This is a genomic window from Candidatus Benthicola sp. (assembly GCF_058719085.1).
The window spans coordinates 1-16,793 of sequence record NZ_JBZQEK010000115.1 but is presented as its reverse complement, the minus strand read 5'-3'; the positions used below and the strand labels follow the sequence as shown (position 1 = coordinate 16,793).

Below are 16,793 nucleotides of genomic sequence, written 5' to 3'. Positions count from 1 at the left end.
GGCGTGGACCCCCCCCCGTCCATTCGCGGCACGGGTCGTGTTCCGCGCTTCCTTCCCCGGAGGCAACTGGATGAGCGAAGGCACGGACGTCCCATTCGTTCCGGCGGATACCCGGATGCCGGAATTGACGTTCAAGGCAGTGTTCCTCGGGATCGTCATGGCGATCGTGCTCGGGGCCGCGAACGCGTACGTGGGCATGAAGGCGGGCCTGACTGTGGCGGCCGCCTTCCCGGCTGCCGTCGTGGCCATGGCCGTCCTCCGACCGCTGCGCGGTTCGATTCTCGAGGAGAACATCGCGCGGACCACTGCCTCGGTGGGCGAGTCGCTCATGGCGGGGGCCATCTTCACCATTCCGGCCTTCGTCATCGCCGGCGTATGGGATAACCTCCGTTACTGGGAAAGCACGGCGATCATGCTCGTCGGCGGCGTCGTCGGCGTGCTCTTCGTCATCGTCCTGCGCCGCACGCTGGTCGTCGAGGCGGACCTTCCCTTTCCCGAGAGCGTGGCGGCCGCGGAGATCGTGAAGGCGGGTCAGGGAGGTCAGACCGGGGCCAAGTACGTGTTCGGCGGGATCGTTCTCGCCGGCATCTGGGAGCTGTTCAAGAACTCGAACGGAATTCACTACATCCAGGAGAAGACGGCCGGGGCCATCGAGTTCGGACGTTCATCCATCTCGGTGCTGGGCGAGAGCACGACCTATGCCGGCGGCGGCCTCTATCTCCAGACCCCCGCTGCCTCTCCCATGTTGATGGGGGTCGGCTACATCGTAGGCTTTCGCGTCTCGGCGATCCTCTTCGCCGGCGCCGTCATGGGATGGCTGTTTCTGGTCCCGCTGGCGGTGTTCTTGAACCCCGGTCTCAGCGGCGGGCTCGGTCCGGAAACGAGCCTCGTCGATCTCAGCGAGGACGTCTGGTTCAATCAGATTCGTCCGCTGGCCGTGGGGACGATGATCGTGGCGGCGTTCTGGACTCTGTGGGGGCTCCGGGGGCCGCTCGTTTCCGGGATTCGAAAGGCGCTGGCGGATCTCAAGGTCAGCGAGACCGACGGAGCGTCCGTGGAGCCGCGAACGGAGGTGGACCTTCCCTTCAATCGAGTGTTCGTCGCCATCGGTGCCATGGGCATCGCGACCTTCTTCCTGTACGAGTACTTCACGGGCTCGGTGATCGGAGCGCTGATCCTCACGGCCGTGATGCTGGTCCTCGGGTTCCTGTTCGCCGCGGTCGCCGGTTACCTGGTCGGACTGATCGGCAACTCGAACAATCCGATCTCGGGCCTGACCCTGACGGCCCTCCTCGTGGCCGCCGTCCTCATGGTGGCGATTGGCCTCACCGATGTCAGTGGCGTGGCCGGAGTGCTCGCCGTCGCCGGCGTCGTGTGCTGTGCCGCGGGGATCGCGGGCGACATGATGCAGGACCTCAAAGTGGGACACATCCTCGGTGGCACGCCGTGGCGGATGGAGATCGGAGAGGTGATCGGCGTGATCGGCGCTGCCGTGGTGCTGGCCATCGCCCTCAACGTCATGCACTCCGCGTACACGATCGGATCGGCCGAGTTGCCCGCGCCGCAGGCGGGGCTGATGGCGCTCATCGCGAACGGCATCGTGGGCGGGGAAATGGCGTGGCCTCTGGTGATCACAGGCATGTTCTTCGCCGTGGGGCTCATCCTCGTCAACGCGCCGGCGCCCATGCTGATCGCGGTCGGTATGTATCTGCCCTTCTATTCCACGGCCGCCATCTTCGTGGGCGGGCTGATCCGTGCGTACTTCGAGTGGAAGCAAGATCAGCTTCAAGCGACGCCGGAGGAGCGCCAGCGAGCCGAGAACACCGGGATCCTCCTTTCGTCGGGGTTCATCGCCGGTGAGTCCCTGATGGCAGTCGCCCTGGCCTTCCTGTTCCTCGGACAGGATTTCGTTCCCGAGCTCGCGAGGTGGAAGGCCATGCTCACGCCGGACGGGGATGGCAGCTTCTGGCTCGGAGCCGCGGCCTATCCGTTCATCTTTCTGCTGCTTGCGTGGCTTCCGCTCCGGCAGATCCGAGCCGCGAGGGCGGAACGACCGAGGTGACCCGAAACCGTCGCGCCGACCAGAGGCGAACGGAACGTCCACCGAACCTGCTGGACATGATCCCGGTGCGGGAGTCGGAATGGGAGATCGGACCGGACGATCGAATCACCCTCGTGCGAACCCGACCGTCCGTGGGAGGTCCCCGCTCGTTCGTCCGGTGGCTTTCGTCCGCGATGGGCCCCACCCGGGTGCGCCTGGATGAAGTGGGTTCGTTCGCCTGGCGCCACATCGACGGTGAGACCGACGTGCGTGCGCTCTGCAATCTCGTCCGAGCGGAATTCGGGTCCCCGGTCGATCCCGTGCACGAGCGGCTCGGTCAATGGATCCGGGTTCTCCGGAGAGAGCGCCTCGTCAGCTACCGGTCGACCGCCGGGGGTACGGGCCCGTGATGCGAGACGACCGGCGGTTGGAGCCGCCGGTCGTCGGAGCGGGCCGTCGTGGTCGCCTCCAGGACAGCTACTGCACGGGGTCTCCGCCCGGGTCCTTCACATCCGTGCTCTCACACAGGTACGCGAACTCGATCGTGGACTTCTGACCGCCCCGGATCGTCACGTTGCGCTCATCACCCAACAAGGGCGAGCAGTTGCTGTTGATCCCGGCCACCCGAATCACGTAGATGCCGCTCTCGACCTGCTCCGTCTTCCGGATGTTGACGGAGAGCGCGCCGAGCGACTCCCCGTTCAGGTACAGAACTCCGCCATTCGGATCCTGGTCAGTCCCTTCCATCGTCAACAGCACCTCGAGAGTGCCCGTGGAAGGCCCCGCGGCTTCATCACCGCCGCATCCCGCCAGAGCGAAAGCGGCGGCCGCGCACAGACCCGCGGCAAGAACGCCGGCTCGCTTCGTCATCCGACTCCTCCCGGTCGCCGAGCGACCCATTGAGGCTCTGCGGTGCAAAGCCACCCTTCCCCTCGTACCACGCTTCGTTCCGTTCATACGCCAGCCGACGGAACCGGGTTCCCGTTGCGTATGACGATCACTCCTCCCCCAACCTGGCTGGTGAAGCGCCGACGACCGGCTCGACGACCTCGAGCAGGGACTCCCGGAGCTTTTCTATCGCCCGATCGGCGTCCTGCCGGCTGAACGTCAGGGGGGGGCGGAAGCGGATGGACCGGGGCCCGCACACGAGTGTGGCGAGGCCGTTCTCCCAGCAATGAGACCGGACGTGATTCCGGGTCGGACCATCGGGAAGATCGAAGGCGATCATCAGTCCGCGTCCGCGCACGTTGCTGATGTGCGGAAATTCCTCCTGCAGGGCGACGAGCCGTTCGAGCAGGTGGCCCCCGACGATCGCCGCGTTCTGGACCAGCCCCTCTTCCTCCATGATCTCGAGGTACCGGGCGCAGCGTACCATGTCGACCAGGTTCCCACCCCAGGTGGAATTGATTCGGGACGAAACGTGAAACACGTTCCGCTCGACCTCGTCGATCCGCTCCGTGCTCATGATGCCACAGACCTGGGTCTTCTTTCCGAAGGCGACCAGGTCCGGGACGACACCCATCTGCTGGAACGCCCACATCGATCCCGTGAGCCCCATCCCGGTCTGGACCTCGTCGAAGATCAACAGCGCATCGTGGCGGTCGGCGAGTTCGCGAAGCTTCTGGAGAAAACGAGGCCTGAAATGATGGTCTCCTCCCTCCGCCTGAATCGGTTCGATCAGAATGGCCGCAATCCCGTGCGGGTCCGCGGCAAACGCTGCCTCGATCTCGGCCACCGAGGCCTCCTCGGCAGCCAGCGTGCTCTCCTCGTCGACCGGGAAGCGAAGCCCCGGATTCGATACTCTCGGCCAGTCGAACTTTGGAAACCGGGCGGTCTTGGTCGGGTCGGTGTTCGTGACCGAGAGAGTGTATCCACTGCGTCCATGGAAGGCGTCCCGGAAGTGGAGGATCCGGTCGCCGCCCCCCTGGATTCCCTTCTTCTCGTTGAGCTGCACCTTCCAGTCGAAGGCCGCCTTCATCGCGTTCTCGACGGCCAGCGCCCCACCGGCCACGAAGAACAGGTACCGGAATTCGTCCGGAACCGCGATACGCCTGAACGTGTCCACGAACCCCGCGTACTCTCGGGAATAGACGTCGCTGTTCGCCGGGTTGGCGAGCGCAGCGCGCAGCAGCGTGTCCCGGAAGGCCGGATCTTCCATGCCGGGGTGATTGTGGCCGATCGGCAACGTGGCGAAGTACGTGTAGCAGTCGATGTACTCCTTGCCGGTAAGCGCATCGACCATGATCGAACCTTGCGACTTCTCGAGATCGATCACGATGTGAAAGCCGTCCACCAGTATGTTTCTCTCCAGCGTCGGAAACACCTCGCTGGCGGGGAGTGAGATATCGGACATCCTGTTCTCCGTGCTTCTCTTATACGTTTGAGCGGGTCCTTCGGGCGGGCTGCACCGCCGGCCGTCTCGACGGGCCGGAAACTACGCGATCATCGGCCGGCCCGACAGCATCCCGAGTGGCTCAGGCGAGTCCCAGTCGGCCGAGTCGAGCCCGCACCACTTCCTCCGTCGAGCGGTCACCCCAGATGCGGTCCCGCTGGGGTATCGGGAAGGCCCCTCGATGAGCACTCATCGCGGTCAGGGCCCGGACCATCTGCGTCATCGGGTCCGCGTCCAGTCTGGAACCGACATACATGTCGATCTGTGATGCGGCGGGTTCGCCGATGAGGTTCCGAATCGACTCGTTGGCCGCCATCAGATTCCGCGAAAAGAGGGCCCGGCCGCTTTCCGCCTCGTGCCGATCGGAGACGGCCTGCATGAGAGACAGGGAGTAGTAGGCATCGTCCAGGATGCCGAGCAGGCCGAGACGATCCGGGATGATGTCGGATTCCGTCAACCAGTAGTCGGTCGCGGTCCGGATCACTTCGGCCATCTCTGCCTCGCGACCTGCCAGGCGCGCCGCCTCCTGCCCCTCGCGAAGATAGCCGGGCACGTGCTCCACGTATTCGATCACGAAGCGTACCGCCGCTCGGACCTCCGCATCAGCGGGTTCGTGTCCATGTGCGACGGAGCGCTCACGAAGGGCGTTCGCGAGACGACCGGTCTGTTTCTCGTCCGCGAGCGCGTCCGAGATCATTCCCTCCACCCGATCAAGCCCCATCAAGCATCGTCCTCCCGTCTCACTATCGTGGGTTCCCCACCCCCGGTTCGCCGCTCGCGGCCGTTCAACGTGGCCTCCCCCCGACAGGAGTCCGAAGGTACGTCATCGCCGTCCCCGCAGGTATCCCTCCATAGCGGTCTTGTCGCTGCGGTTTCCCGGTCGCACCTTTCGGGGTTCACCAGTCCTCTGGAGAAGCCGATCATGGCCACATCTCATGCACGTCCCGGGCGGTTCACCCGCGTGTTCACTTCGGCACTGGTCCTGGCGCTGCCCCTGGTCGGGACGGTATCGGGACAATCCCTCGAACCGGACTTCGGCGAGCACTTCTCGGCGACCACCCTGCGCCTGGATTACTTCCACACCGGAGGGATGGGCACGGAGATCTTCTCGCTCGATCGCGTCGTCGCCGATGGCCCGTGGGCCGGGAGTCTGAGGCAGCTCGTGGACGACACGAACCTTGGAAAGTACCGGTTCGAGGTCATCGATCCGGCCACCGGGCAGGTCCTCTATTCACGTGGCTTCGCCTCGATATTCGGGGAGTGGGAGACGACCGCGGCGGCGGAGAGCACCTTCGCGACGTTCCATGAGTCGCTTCGGTTTCCGTGGCCCCGACACCCCGTGCTCGTATCCCTCGGGAAGCGAGAAGCGGGTGGAGAGTTTCGTGAGATCTGGCGCTACGATCTCGACCCGGAGGCCTCGTCCGTGAATCCAGCCCCCCTGCCTCCGGCCGGTCGCGTGTGGACCGTCTTCCAGAACGGACCGCCGACGGAGAAGGTCGACCTCGTCCTGTTGAGCGAAGGGTATTCGAAGGAGGAGATCGGGAAGTTCCATGCCGACGTGGAACGATTGGTCGGACGGCTGTTCGAAACGGAGCCCTTCCGGTCGCGGAAATCGGATTTCAACGTCTGGGCCATCGATCTGCCGAGTCCCGAGTCGGGAGTGAACCGGCCGCATGTCGGGGAGTATCGACGCACGCCGGTGTCGACGGAGTTCAACATCTTCGGTTCGGAGCGCTACCTGTTGACCTTCGATAACCGGCGCCTGAGGGATGTTCTTTCGGAGGCTCCCTACGAGTTCGTCGAGATCCTGGTGAACGAAAAGCAGTACGGGGGCGGAGGCATCTTCAACACTCAGGCCACGACGGCCGTCGACACCGAGTTTGCCGACTACATCTTCGTGCATGAGTTCGGGCATCACTTCGCCGGTCTCGCGGACGAGTACTACACCTCGAGCGTTGCGTACCAGACCGGAAGTCCGGTTCACCCGGAACCGTGGGAACCCAACGTGACCGCCCTGCACGATGCGGCACAGCTCAAGTGGGGCAATCTCGTGCAGCCAGGGACGCCGCTGCCGACCCCATGGGGGAAGGAACGCTACGATCAGCATGCCCGGTCGATACAGGAGCGGCGGCAGGAACTGATCGACGCGCAGGCCCCCGAGTCCGAGTTCGATGCTCTGTTCGAAGAGCAGGCCCGGATCGAGGAAGAACTCCTGCACACCCTGCGATACTCGGGTCGGGTGGGCGCGTTCGAGGGCGCCATGTACGAGTCGCAGGGCCTTTATCGATCCGAAACCGACTGCATCATGTTCACCCGAACCGATTACTTCTGTCGGGTGTGCCGGCGAGCGATCGAACGTGTGATCGATCTCTACTCGTTCTAGCGGAGTCCTACCACGCGGTCCGCATCGACGGGTCCTGAATCGTCAGGGCGAGCACCCGATCCGTCCGAAAGCTGCTGCTCCCGATCGTGAACACGGGCGCGTTCTGGGCGATTGCGGTGGCCAGACGTTCCGTCGGGTCCTCGCCCTCGGGCACGGTGACCACCAGGGGGTGCACCGTGTCCGGGCCCTGCAGAAGCACTTTGACCTCCATACTCTGCTCCTTTGCCAGTTGCGGAGCGGTCCCGCCGGTCGTCAGGGAAGCTCCGGTACCTGTTCGGGTGGCATCAGTTCCAGCTGCGCGTCTCGAACCGCCGCCCTGAACCGTTCGACATCGGTCTCGTAGAGGGTGCGCAACTGCGCGAGGACTTCGCGCGCTGCCGAGCGCGCCTCCGCCAGGTAGGCAATCTGCGCCGGGGTCGGCGCGTCCCAGCTCGACTCCAGCGACCCCAGAACGTAGCTGATCCGGTTCCAGGCCCGGTCGTCCGAGAATACGATGCCCTTGGTCCCCTCCGGCACCCAGATGCGTTCTTCGATCTGCTTCAATTCCTTACGGATGTCTTCCGCCATCTCAAGCATCGCATCATCCACCTCTTCACCCTCCTGGGGCGCTTCGGAAGCCGGGGCTTTCTCCCGGTCCCGTGCGGCCAGAGCGTTCGTCAGATCGGCCCGCAGGCGGTAGATGAGCGACAGGGCCTCGGCCAGGCTCTCACGCGTCTGCCCCGCCGCCAGGAGCGTGCGGTACTTCTCGAGCCGGTCCGCTGGTGTCGCGGTTTCCCTCGGATCCGGGACGACCCGTACGGGTGCCGAGACCTCCTGTTCCCCGAATCGGGCCGTCACCGTGTAGCGGCCCGGGAGGACCAGGATCCCGCTACCCCGGGTTTCGTCTGCTTCCCTCTCTCCCGTGTTCGGTCGGTTGAATGCATCCCGGCGCAGGTTCCACGTGACCCGATTCAGACCCTGGTGCACGGGTACCTTCCAGGTGCGGATCGTAGCGCCCGTCGAGTCGGCGACCTCGAGCTCGACCCGCGCTCTCTCGGAGTCGGGTTCGGCGTCGGGCTCTTCCGACGTTTCGGTCTCGGCCTCGCTACCACCGGCCTGAATGGCCGCCTCCCTCTCCATCTCCTTCCTCGCCCTCTCGACCTCCTCGTCCGGGTGCGGCACACCCTCGCCATTCACCGCGATGCTCAGGATCGCACCGATCGGTCGGGTCTCTCCTCGAAACTCCCCGTGCCCTGGGAACCGACTCGCTCCCGTCTGCTTCCGCCGGTACTGGACCGCGTCGGACACCGGGAACAGGTACAGCGGTTCCTCGAGCGTAGCCCCATCCAGCCCACGGAGAGGGCTGACGTCATCCAGAATGAACGCTGAACGACCGTGGGTCCCGACGACCAGATCGTGGTCTCGCGGGTGAACGAGGAGGTCGCGCACCCCCACGGTCGGAATGCCGTGCGTCCACTTGAACCACCGCCGGCCCGAGTCGACGCTCACCCAAAGACCGAACTCGGTCCCCAGGAAGAGCAGATCCGGATCCACGGGATCCTCGGCGACGGCGAGTGCGTAGCCCCGGACATCCTCATCATCGGCCAGGCGTGTCCAGCGAGAGCCGAAATCGTCGGTTCGGAAGACGTACGGAGTCCAGTTGGAACGCCGGTGGTCATCGAATACGACGTAGGCACGGTCCGCGGCGAATCGGGAGGCCTCGATGTGCGGGATCCACGTGTGCTGCGGTACGTCGGGAACGTTGCCTTCGACCGACGTCCACGTGTTTCCGCCGTCCCTGGTGACATGCAGACGGCCGTCGTCCGTGCCCGCCCAAAGCACGCCGGGGGTCACGGGACTGGGAGCGACCGAGAGGATCGTAGTGAAGTTCTCGGCTCCGGTAACGTCGGGTGTGAGCCCTCCGCTCTCCGCCTGCTTCTGCCAGTCGGGGTTGTCCGTCGTGAGGTCGGGGCTGATCCGCTCCCAGCTCTCTCCGCGGTCCTGCGAACGGTGAACGAACTGGCTGCCGTAGTAGATCGTCGCCGGATCGAAGGGGTCCTGGGCGAAGGCCGCATTCCAGTTGAATCGGAGGCGTTCTCCCTCGGGAGGAGCCGGACGGATGTCCTTGCGTTCACCCGTCCTGAGGTCCCAGCGGATCAGGAAACCCTCCTGGCTCATGGCGTAGCCACGCATCGGATCGGCCGGATCCGGGGCCGTGTCGAAGCCGTCTCCGAACCCCACCTCGTCCCAGTGATAGTTACGGATCCCTCCGTTCTCGAGCACGGTGGACGGGCCCTTCCACGAGCCGTTGTCCTGCATACCGCCGTACACGTTGTAGGGCTGCTCCATGTCGACACGGATGTGATAGAATTGGGCGAGCGGCAGATTGCGCACGAAGCGCCACGTCGAGCCACGGTCGTGACTGATCGCGACGCCGCCGTCGTTGCCTATGATGATGTGGGAGGCGTCCCCGGGGTTGATCCACATCGCGTGGTGGTCCGGGTGAATGTCCCAGCCCACGAGTTGCTGGAAGGTCCGGCCGCCGTCCTCCGATACGCTGATGATCGACCAGAGACTGTACACACGATCCGGCCATTCCGGATCCACTCTGATGTCCGCGTAGTAGAAGGGCCGATTTCCCACGTTGTCGCCCTTCCCCACCATGCGCCAGGAGATACCCCCGTCGTCTGAGCGGTAGAGCGCGTTCTGTTCGGCCTCGATGAGGGCATAGACGATGGAGGGATCCGATGGGGCCACGGCGACCCCGATGCGCCCGAGCTCGCCCTCGGGGAGCCCGTCCTCGGGTGTCAGCCGGTCCCAGGTGTCCCCTCCGTCACGCGTCACGTACAGCCCCGATCCGGGACCACCGGAACGGAAGAACCAGGGCCAGCGCCGGTAGTCCCACATGGCCACGAACATCTTGTCTGGATTCTCGGGATCGACGGCGAGGTCAGCGGCGCCCGTCCTCTCGTCGACATACAGGATCTTCTCCCACGCCTTCCCTCCGTCCCGTGTACGATAGACGCCACGCTCCGTGTTTTCGCCCCATTCCTGCCCCAGAGCCGCCACGTAGATCACATCCGGGTCTCCCGGGTCAACGATGATGCGCGTGATTCTCTCCGTGGCTTCGAGCCCGAGGTGCTCCCAGCTGCGGCCCCCGTCCCGGGTACGATACACTCCGTTTCCGACGGACACGCTGTTGCGGACGTTGCCCTCTCCGGTGCCCACCCAGACCACCTCGGGATCCGTCGGATGAATCGCGATGGCCCCTATGGAGGCCACCGGCTGATCGTCGAATACCGGCTCGTAGGTCAGGCCTCCGTTCACCGATTTCCACAGTCCACCGGTGGCGGCCCCCACGTAGACCACCGTCGGATCACTCGGAGCCGCCGTAACGTCGGCGACACGACCGCTCATCCCGGCCGGGCCGATGGTTCGCGCCGTCATTCCGGCCAGCAGCCCCGGATCGACCTGGGCGGTGGCGGGAGTCACCGGCCAGGCGCAGGCCAGCAGGACGAGAGAGGCGATCGACGCGGGACGCGAAAGACGGGGCTGACTGTGCTCGCGGAGACGCATGTGCACTACCTGTGTTGGGCGACGGTGGAGACGACACGGTTTGCAACGGTCGCTCGAACATACTGATGGCCGTACGCGCCGGGCCAGCCGCGCCCCCCCATCTGGACGGCCGAGGGGCAATACGGCAGTTTCCCGACGACATGGTACGACGCGGATCTTTCCCGGCTTCCTTCCCTTTCCAGACCGATCTGCCCTCCCGGGGATCGCCGCAGGTAGTCGTGGTACCGGTGTTCGCCGCGCTGCTGATCGGATTCGTCGACCTGCTGCAGGCCCAGGTTCCCCCGTCCGCGCCTGGGGAGATTCCAGCCCAGCTCCCGCCCGTCGAAGCCACCGTCGCTCACCCGGAGGTGTCGGGGGCGGCGAGCGCGGTGGTGGCGGACCTCGATCCCCTTTCCGTGGAGCCGGCGGCCAGCGTATCTGACCTGCTGAGGACCATGCCGCTCGTTCGTGTCCGCGACAATTCTCGGGGGGAGACCCATCTGGCCTTCCGGGGCTCCGAGTCCCGGCAGATCGCCGTTCTTCTGGACGGCATTCCATTGACCGTCGGCTGGGACAACCGGACCGACCTCTCCGTTCTTCCCCTGACCGGGGCCACGCGGATCCGGGCGACACGCGGTCTGCCCTCCGTTCTTGCGGGCCCCAACGTGCTCGGGGGGGTCGTCGAAGTGGATGTGATGCCCGCTCCAGGCTCCGCCGGATCCCTGCCGTCCGATTGGGTCCGTGCATCCGGTGGGACCGGCGGCTCGGCGGCCGCAGATGTCAGTCTGCAGCGCACGATCGGCTCGGGCCGTTCCGGAGTCGCGCTGAGGGCGGGGGGCGGGTACCGGAGGTGGGACTGGGTGTCGCTGCCCGGCGGCGTTGGCCAGGGATCGCTCTCGAGCTCTACTCGGCGCCTGAACAGCGACCTCGAACAATGGAACGCCTTCGTAGCGGGTCGGCTCGAGGGGATGTCGGGTCGCTGGTTGGGCATTTCCTCGATGGCCTTCGGAGCGGAGCGCGGTGTGCCGCCGGAGCTCCATGTCGAGCAACCGCGCCTCTGGCGTCTCCCGGTCACACGGCGGTGGATCACCGTGCTGGGAGGAGGGATGGGCTGGTCGCTTGGAGGTGGCCTGCCGGGCAACGCCTCGCTCACCGGGGCCCTCGATCTCGGACGCTACGAGATCGAGGAATACGCTTCTTCCGCGTATGAGGCGGTGAGCGAAGAGGAGCGGGGAGACGATCGCACCCTGACGGTCAAGCTGGACGGTGCGCAGCAGCTGGGCTGGGGAGCGCTGGCACTCAACCTCACAGGAACCGAAACCGTTCATGATGAGACGCTGGCGCCGGGTGGGCAGCGCCGCTTCCGGCAGCGACTGTTCAGCGGCGCGGCCGAGCTCGACCTGCCTCTCTTCCGTGGCAAGCCGGGAGAGGGACTCGATCTCGTGCTCGGAGGGAGCGTCGACGGGTCCGACACACCGGAGACCGGAGGCCTGGAGGAACGGGCGCCGACGTGGGATTGGGGGGTCCTGATCGCCACCCAACTTCGGATCCCTGCCCTCAATGGCGAGGCACACGCGGGGCTCAGCCGGCGGACGAGAGCCCCTTCGCTACGCGAGCTGTATTCAGGCGCCCTCGGGCGGTTCACCGTGAATCCGGATTTGGGTCCGGAAACCCTGCTCGGCTTCGAAATGGGCCTCACGGGCCGCACCGCACGGGCGGACTGGCAGGTCGTCGCCTTCCATCACCGTCTCGGCGATGCCATCGTTCGAACCGCGACGGGAGGCGCGACCTATCGACGTGAGAACGCGGGTGAGGTGAGGGCCACCGGCATCGAACTGATGGCGAGCATGGATTGGCGAGCCTTCGGCTTCGATGCGGACCTGACCGTGCAGGACGTCGGCCAGTTCGGTGCGGACGGCACGCCGGACGGGGACCCCGAGTACCAGCCAGCGGTCGCGGGCAATCTCGGCCTTGCCGTGGGGCTCCCGGCCAGGCTGACCGGTCAGCTCGACGTCAGTTTCGTCGGCGCACAGTCCTGCGTTCACCCGGACCCGGGTCGAAACGACGGGCTCCCGGCCGCCGGCTGGGCCGGTTTCCGGCTGACCCGCTCCTGGAACATGGGAAGGGGTGCCCGCTCCCGAATTCTGGAGATCGGCATCGGAGTGCGAAACATCACCGATGCCGAGGTCTACGACCAGTGTGGCCTTCCGGCCGCCGGCCGGCAGTTCATCCTGGGAATCGGGTTCGGTTGACGTGCCGGGAGGCCGGATGCGCCCCCCAGCCCGAGCAGCCCATGTCGCTCGCATCGCCCCATGGATAGCTTTCGGGCCGGAACCCGCGAAAACGCCTGATCGAAGCCTACCGGAGGTCTCATGATTGCGCTCCGTCGAGTCGGTTTCCTGGTCCTCCTCCTCGGGCTCCTGCCCGGATCGATATCGGCCCAGCAGGGCCAGGAGGAAGCAGACGAGATCGACGGTCCGCCCGAGCTCGATGCTTCCCTCCTGGCGGGTCTCGAGCTTCGCGCCATCGGCCCGGCCCTCACCTCGGGCCGAATCGGCGACATCGCCATCCATCCGGCTGACCCCTTCACGTGGTACGTGGCCGTCGCATCGGGCGGAGTGTGGAAGACGAGCAACGCGGGCACGACATGGAAGCCGATCTTCGACAAGTACGGCTCGTATTCGATCGGTGCGGTCGCGGTGGACCCCGCCGACCCTCTCATCATCTGGGTGGGGACGGGTGAGAACAACAGTCAGCGGAGCGTCGGATACGGCGACGGCCTGTACAGGTCGGTGGACGGTGGCCGGAGCTTCGTCCGGGTCGGTCTCGATCAATCGGAGCACATCGGGAAGATCCTCATTCATCCGCGGGATACCGATGTGGTGTTCGTCGCTGCACAGGGGCCCCTATGGGCGCCCGGGGGGGACAGAGGGCTGTACCGAACGGTCGACGGGGGCGAAACGTGGGAGGCGGTTCTCGAGGTCGACGAGAACACCGGCGTCACGGACGTGGTCATGGACCCGACGGATTCCGATGTGCTGTATGCGGCAGCCTACCAGCGAAGGCGACACGTGTGGACGCTGATCGATGGGGGCCCCGGCTCCGGGATCTACAAATCGGTGGACGGCGGAGACAGCTGGAAGAAGATCAACAAGGGCCTCCCCTCCGTGGACCTCGGCCGGATCGGACTCGCCATCTCGCACCAGCGACCGAGCGTGCTCTATGCCACGGTCGAAGCGGCGGCCGAAGAGAGCGGCTTCTTTCGGTCCGACGATCGAGGGGAGAGCTGGACCCGGATGAGCGACTACATCGCCAGCAGCCCCCAATACTACCAGGAGATCGTGGCCGACCCGCATCGCTTCGATCGCGTCTACTCGCTGGATACGCGGACCCGCGTCACGGAAGACGGCGGGGAGACCTGGGAGCCGCTCGGCGGTGAATGGCGCCACGTGGATGATCATGCGCTGTGGATCGATCCACGGGACGAGGATCACCTTGTGATCGGAGGGGATGGCGGACTGTACGAGACCTGGGATCGCGGTGAGAACTGGGATTTCAAGGCGAACCTTCCCGTGACCCAGTTCTACAAGGTCGCCGTCGACAACGCGACACCGTTCTACAACGTGTACGGAGGCACACAGGACAACGACACGCAGGGCGGCCCGTCCCGCACGACGTCCCGGCACGGCATTCTGAACAGCGACTGGTTCATCACGGTGGGCGGGGACGGCTTCGACCCCGCCGTCGACCCGGAGAACCCGAACATCGTCTATTCCCAGTGGCAGTACGGGGGGCTGGTCCGCTTCGATCGAAGCACCGGTGAACGAATCGACATCCGTCCACAGCCGGCGGTGACCGATCCTCCTCTACGGTGGAACTGGGATTCCGCCCTCATGATCTCGCCGCATTCGGGGAGCCGGCTCTACTACGGAGCGCAGATTCTCTTCCGGAGCGATGATCGGGGGGACAGCTGGCGTCCGGTGAGCGGCGACCTGACCCGGAACATGGATCGGAACCAGCTCGAGGTGATGGACCGGATCTGGAGCGTGGACGCGGTGGCGAAGAACAACTCCACCTCGTTCTACGGAACGATCGTGGCGCTCAGCGAATCGCCCCTCGTCGAGGGCCTGATCTACGTCGGAACGGACGACGGACTCATTCAGGTGACGGAAGATGGAGGAGCCAGCTGGCGACGGATCGAGAAGCTGCCGGATGTGCCGGAGATGACCTACGTGAACGATCTCGAAGCCTCGTGGCACGATCCGAACACCGTGTACGCCGCGCTGAACAATCACAAGCGGGGTGACTTCGCTCCGTACGTCCTGGTCAGCCGCGACCGGGGAAGGTCGTGGACCTCGATCTCCGGAGACCTTCCCGACCGTGGATCGACCTACGCGGTCGCCGAGGACGACGAGGAACCGGGGCTTCTCTTCGTGGGCACGGAGTTCGGGCTGTTCACCAGCCGGGTCGGTGGTGGGGAGTGGATCCGTCTCAAGGGCGGGCTTCCGACCATCGCGATTCGGGACATCGAAGTTCAGCGCCGGGAAGACGACCTGGTTCTGGCTTCCTTCGGGCGCGGCTTCTACGTGCTCGATGACTACTCCGCTCTCAGGGAGTTGAGTGAGGATCTGGTCTCCGAAGCCGGTCACATCTTCCCGGTCCGGGATGCCTGGATGTATGTGCAGCGGACGCCGCTCGGGAGCGGAGAGAAAGGCAGCCAGGGTGCATCCTTCTTCACCGCGCCGAACCCGCCCTTCGGAGCGGTCTTCACGTACTACCTTTCGGAGACGCTCCGAACGCGGGAGCAGGCACGCCGACGGTCGGAGCGCCAGGCCTCGAAGGAGGGAGAGGATGTTCCCTATCCGTCGTGGGAGGCCCTGAAGCAGGAGGATCGGGAAGAAGAGCCGAGCGTATCTCTCGTAGTTCGCACGCAGAACGGAGACTTCGTGCGCCGGGTGGAGGGCTCCACGAAGGCCGGCCTCCACCGGGCGACCTGGGATTTCCGCTACCCCGGTTTCGGGCCGATCGCCATCGGAGATGACGGTGAAGGGCCCATGGCGCTGCCCGGAAGCTATACGGTGACCCTGGAGCAGCGAACCGAAGATGAGACCCTCCTCCTGGCGGGTCCGGTCGAGTTTCAGGCCAGGGTGCTCGGGGAGCCGAGCCTGCCCGCGGGGGATCGCGAGGCGAAGCTGGCTTTCCAGATGGAAGTCGGACGTCTCCAGCGCGCGGTCCTCGGAGCTGCGAGGGCGGCCGGCGAGGCGGCGGACAGGCTCGACGTTCTCGCGTACGCGGCCGAGGTCACCCCGGGACTGGAGCCCTCGCTACGAGATCAGATCCGGCAGATGCAGCTCAGGCTGCTCGACTTGCGCGAAGAGCTCGAGGGAGATCCGACCCGTCCGCGGCGCAGCGAACCGGCTGCACCGGGGATCCTGGACCGCGTCCAGACCATCGTGGGAGGGCAATGGTCCAACACCGCTGCACCGACGGGAACACAACGGGAGCAGCTGGCCGTCGCGGATTCGCTCTTCGGCGGGATGGTGGACGAGTTGCGACGACTCGTGGACCGGGATCTCCCGGATCTCGAGAATCGACTCGAAGAGGCCGGGGTCCCGTGGACTCCGGGACGGGGCGTTCCCCGATGGCCGGAGCGGTGATCCCGGTGCGGGAGAGGACCGGATGCCCGGCGCCGTCCTCCCGATGGGGCCGACGCGCCCTCATCGCGTCGGTCCTGTGCGGGCTGGCGGTGGGCTCGGGCTGTGCGTCGTCCAGCCTGCGCACGGCCGGTGGCTTCCGAGAACAGAACCGTTCCAACCTGCAACGTCTGAAGATCGGAATGCCCCGGGACGAAGTGCTGTCCATCATGGGCGCGGAGAGCCTCCAGCGCCCGGCCGGCACGGAGGGCAGCGGCGCGGTTCAGACGGCCCGGGACACGGTCGGCGTAACGCAGGTGCAGATCCCGCTCGGAGCCCGTGCGCCGGCCCTGTACAATCCGATGCGGAGCGCCACGTATGAAGCGGGCGGCGCGAGCTGGGAGGTCCTGTTCTACTACGTCCGGATGGTGAAGGACGACGACCGGGTCAGCGACGATGAGCTCGAGCCCGTCGTGCTGAGGAACGGGATACTCGCGGGACGCGGCTGGAGCTACTGGCGGGAGACGGCCCGGTCCGAGGGTATCCCGCTGGGTGGAGGAGAGTCAGCCGGGTCCTGACCTCCCCACCCGGGCCCGTCGCGTGGTGCGGCGGTCGCGAGCGGCCTCGTCACAGCAGCGCCTCGATCTCGTCCATGATCCGATCCATCCGGCGCAACAAGGACTCGTACGGCTCCGGTCGAGCGAGATCCACTCCCGCTTCGACCAGCAGCTCGTATGGATAGCCTGAGCCCCCCGCGGCGAGCAGCTCGAGGTACGCCTCCGAAGCACCGGGAACGCCGTCCAGAATCCG

At 65.8% G+C, this 16,793-nt stretch carries 12 protein-coding genes; 6 read left to right on the top strand and 6 right to left on the bottom strand.

Annotated elements, in window-relative coordinates:
- Positions 1–70: 70 nt before the first annotated feature.
- Together AC36XV_RS08910 and AC36XV_RS08905 are read left to right on the top strand one after the other, a co-directional pair.
- Positions 71–2,062 carry an OPT family oligopeptide transporter gene (locus AC36XV_RS08910; protein ID WP_492203334.1) on the top strand — a complete coding sequence of 664 codons (1,992 nt, stop codon included), beginning with the start codon at positions 71–73 and terminating at the stop codon, positions 2,060–2,062.
- Positions 2,059–2,451 (top strand): PqqD family protein, encoded by a 393-nt coding sequence (locus tag AC36XV_RS08905; protein WP_492203333.1) that lies wholly within the window; start codon positions 2,059–2,061, stop codon positions 2,449–2,451. Before AC36XV_RS08910 ends, AC36XV_RS08905 begins: the two co-directional genes overlap by 4 nt.
- Before the next feature lie 67 nt (positions 2,452–2,518).
- Here AC36XV_RS08905 and AC36XV_RS08900 read toward each other — a convergent pair whose 3' ends face one another.
- The 3 genes from AC36XV_RS08900 to AC36XV_RS08890 form a co-directional block, all read right to left on the bottom strand.
- Positions 2,519–2,911 (bottom strand): hypothetical protein, encoded by a 393-nt coding sequence (locus AC36XV_RS08900; RefSeq protein ID WP_492203332.1) that lies wholly within the window; start codon positions 2,909–2,911, stop codon positions 2,519–2,521.
- Positions 2,912–3,038: 127 nt separating this feature from the next.
- On the bottom strand, positions 3,039–4,394 hold the full coding sequence (lat, locus tag AC36XV_RS08895) for an L-lysine 6-transaminase (RefSeq protein ID WP_492203331.1): 1,356 nt from the start codon (positions 4,392–4,394) through the stop codon (positions 3,039–3,041).
- Between the two features lie 121 nt (positions 4,395–4,515).
- Entirely contained in the window at positions 4,516–5,157 is a 642-nt protein-coding gene (locus AC36XV_RS08890; RefSeq protein WP_492203330.1) for a YkvA family protein, read from the bottom strand.
- A gap of 198 nt (positions 5,158–5,355) precedes the next feature.
- Between AC36XV_RS08890 and AC36XV_RS08885 the strand changes: the two genes are divergently transcribed.
- Positions 5,356–6,816, top strand: a complete 1,461-nt coding sequence (locus AC36XV_RS08885; protein ID WP_492203329.1) for a M64 family metallopeptidase — start codon at positions 5,356–5,358, stop codon at positions 6,814–6,816.
- Between the two features lie 7 nt (positions 6,817–6,823).
- Here the strand turns inward: AC36XV_RS08885 and AC36XV_RS08880 are convergent, their stop codons facing one another.
- Both AC36XV_RS08880 and AC36XV_RS08875 read right to left on the bottom strand, forming a co-directional pair.
- Complete coding sequence (locus AC36XV_RS08880; RefSeq protein WP_492203328.1) at positions 6,824–7,027, bottom strand: hypothetical protein; 204 nt, start codon at positions 7,025–7,027, stop codon at positions 6,824–6,826.
- 41 nt (positions 7,028–7,068) lie between these two features.
- Entirely contained in the window at positions 7,069–10,371 is a 3,303-nt protein-coding gene (locus AC36XV_RS08875) for a WD40/YVTN/BNR-like repeat-containing protein (protein ID WP_492203327.1), read from the bottom strand.
- A 227-nt stretch (positions 10,372–10,598) separates the two neighbouring features.
- Here AC36XV_RS08875 and AC36XV_RS08870 point away from each other — a divergent pair, with 227 nt between their 5' ends.
- From AC36XV_RS08870 to AC36XV_RS08860, 3 genes are all read left to right on the top strand, one after another.
- Positions 10,599–12,602, top strand: a complete 2,004-nt coding sequence (locus AC36XV_RS08870) for a TonB-dependent receptor plug domain-containing protein (protein WP_492203326.1) — start codon at positions 10,599–10,601, stop codon at positions 12,600–12,602.
- 120 nt (positions 12,603–12,722) lie between these two features.
- On the top strand, positions 12,723–16,007 hold the full coding sequence (locus AC36XV_RS08865) for a VPS10 domain-containing protein (RefSeq protein WP_492203325.1): 3,285 nt from the start codon (positions 12,723–12,725) through the stop codon (positions 16,005–16,007).
- On the top strand, positions 15,992–16,561 hold the full coding sequence (locus tag AC36XV_RS08860) for a hypothetical protein (RefSeq protein ID WP_492203324.1): 570 nt from the start codon (positions 15,992–15,994) through the stop codon (positions 16,559–16,561). The genes AC36XV_RS08865 and AC36XV_RS08860 overlap by 16 nt, the downstream gene beginning before the upstream one ends.
- A 49-nt stretch (positions 16,562–16,610) precedes the next feature.
- On the opposite strand, the gene AC36XV_RS08855 is transcribed toward AC36XV_RS08860, so the two are convergent.
- Positions 16,611–16,793 (bottom strand): hypothetical protein (locus tag AC36XV_RS08855; RefSeq protein ID WP_492203323.1); only part of this gene is annotated, 183 nt, incomplete at its 5' end.

What these genes read in the sequence shown, in the direction of transcription:
- AC36XV_RS08900 (WP_492203332.1), bottom strand. Translation starts at nt 2,911, where the DNA reads ATGACGAAGCGAGCCGGCGTTCTTGCCGCGGGTCTGTGCGCGGCCGCC.
- lat (WP_492203331.1), bottom strand. Translation starts at nt 4,394, where the DNA reads ATGTCCGATATCTCACTCCCCGCCAGCGAGGTGTTTCCGACGCTGGAG.
- AC36XV_RS08875 (WP_492203327.1), bottom strand. Translation starts at nt 10,371, where the DNA reads ATGCGTCTCCGCGAGCACAGTCAGCCCCGTCTTTCGCGTCCCGCGTCG.
- AC36XV_RS08885 (WP_492203329.1), top strand. Translation starts at nt 5,356, where the DNA reads ATGGCCACATCTCATGCACGTCCCGGGCGGTTCACCCGCGTGTTCACT.
- AC36XV_RS08865 (WP_492203325.1), top strand. Translation starts at nt 12,723, where the DNA reads ATGATTGCGCTCCGTCGAGTCGGTTTCCTGGTCCTCCTCCTCGGGCTC.
- AC36XV_RS08910 (WP_492203334.1), top strand. Translation starts at nt 71, where the DNA reads ATGAGCGAAGGCACGGACGTCCCATTCGTTCCGGCGGATACCCGGATG.
- AC36XV_RS08860 (WP_492203324.1), top strand. Translation starts at nt 15,992, where the DNA reads ATGGCCGGAGCGGTGATCCCGGTGCGGGAGAGGACCGGATGCCCGGCG.
- AC36XV_RS08880 (WP_492203328.1), bottom strand. Translation starts at nt 7,027, where the DNA reads ATGGAGGTCAAAGTGCTTCTGCAGGGCCCGGACACGGTGCACCCCCTG.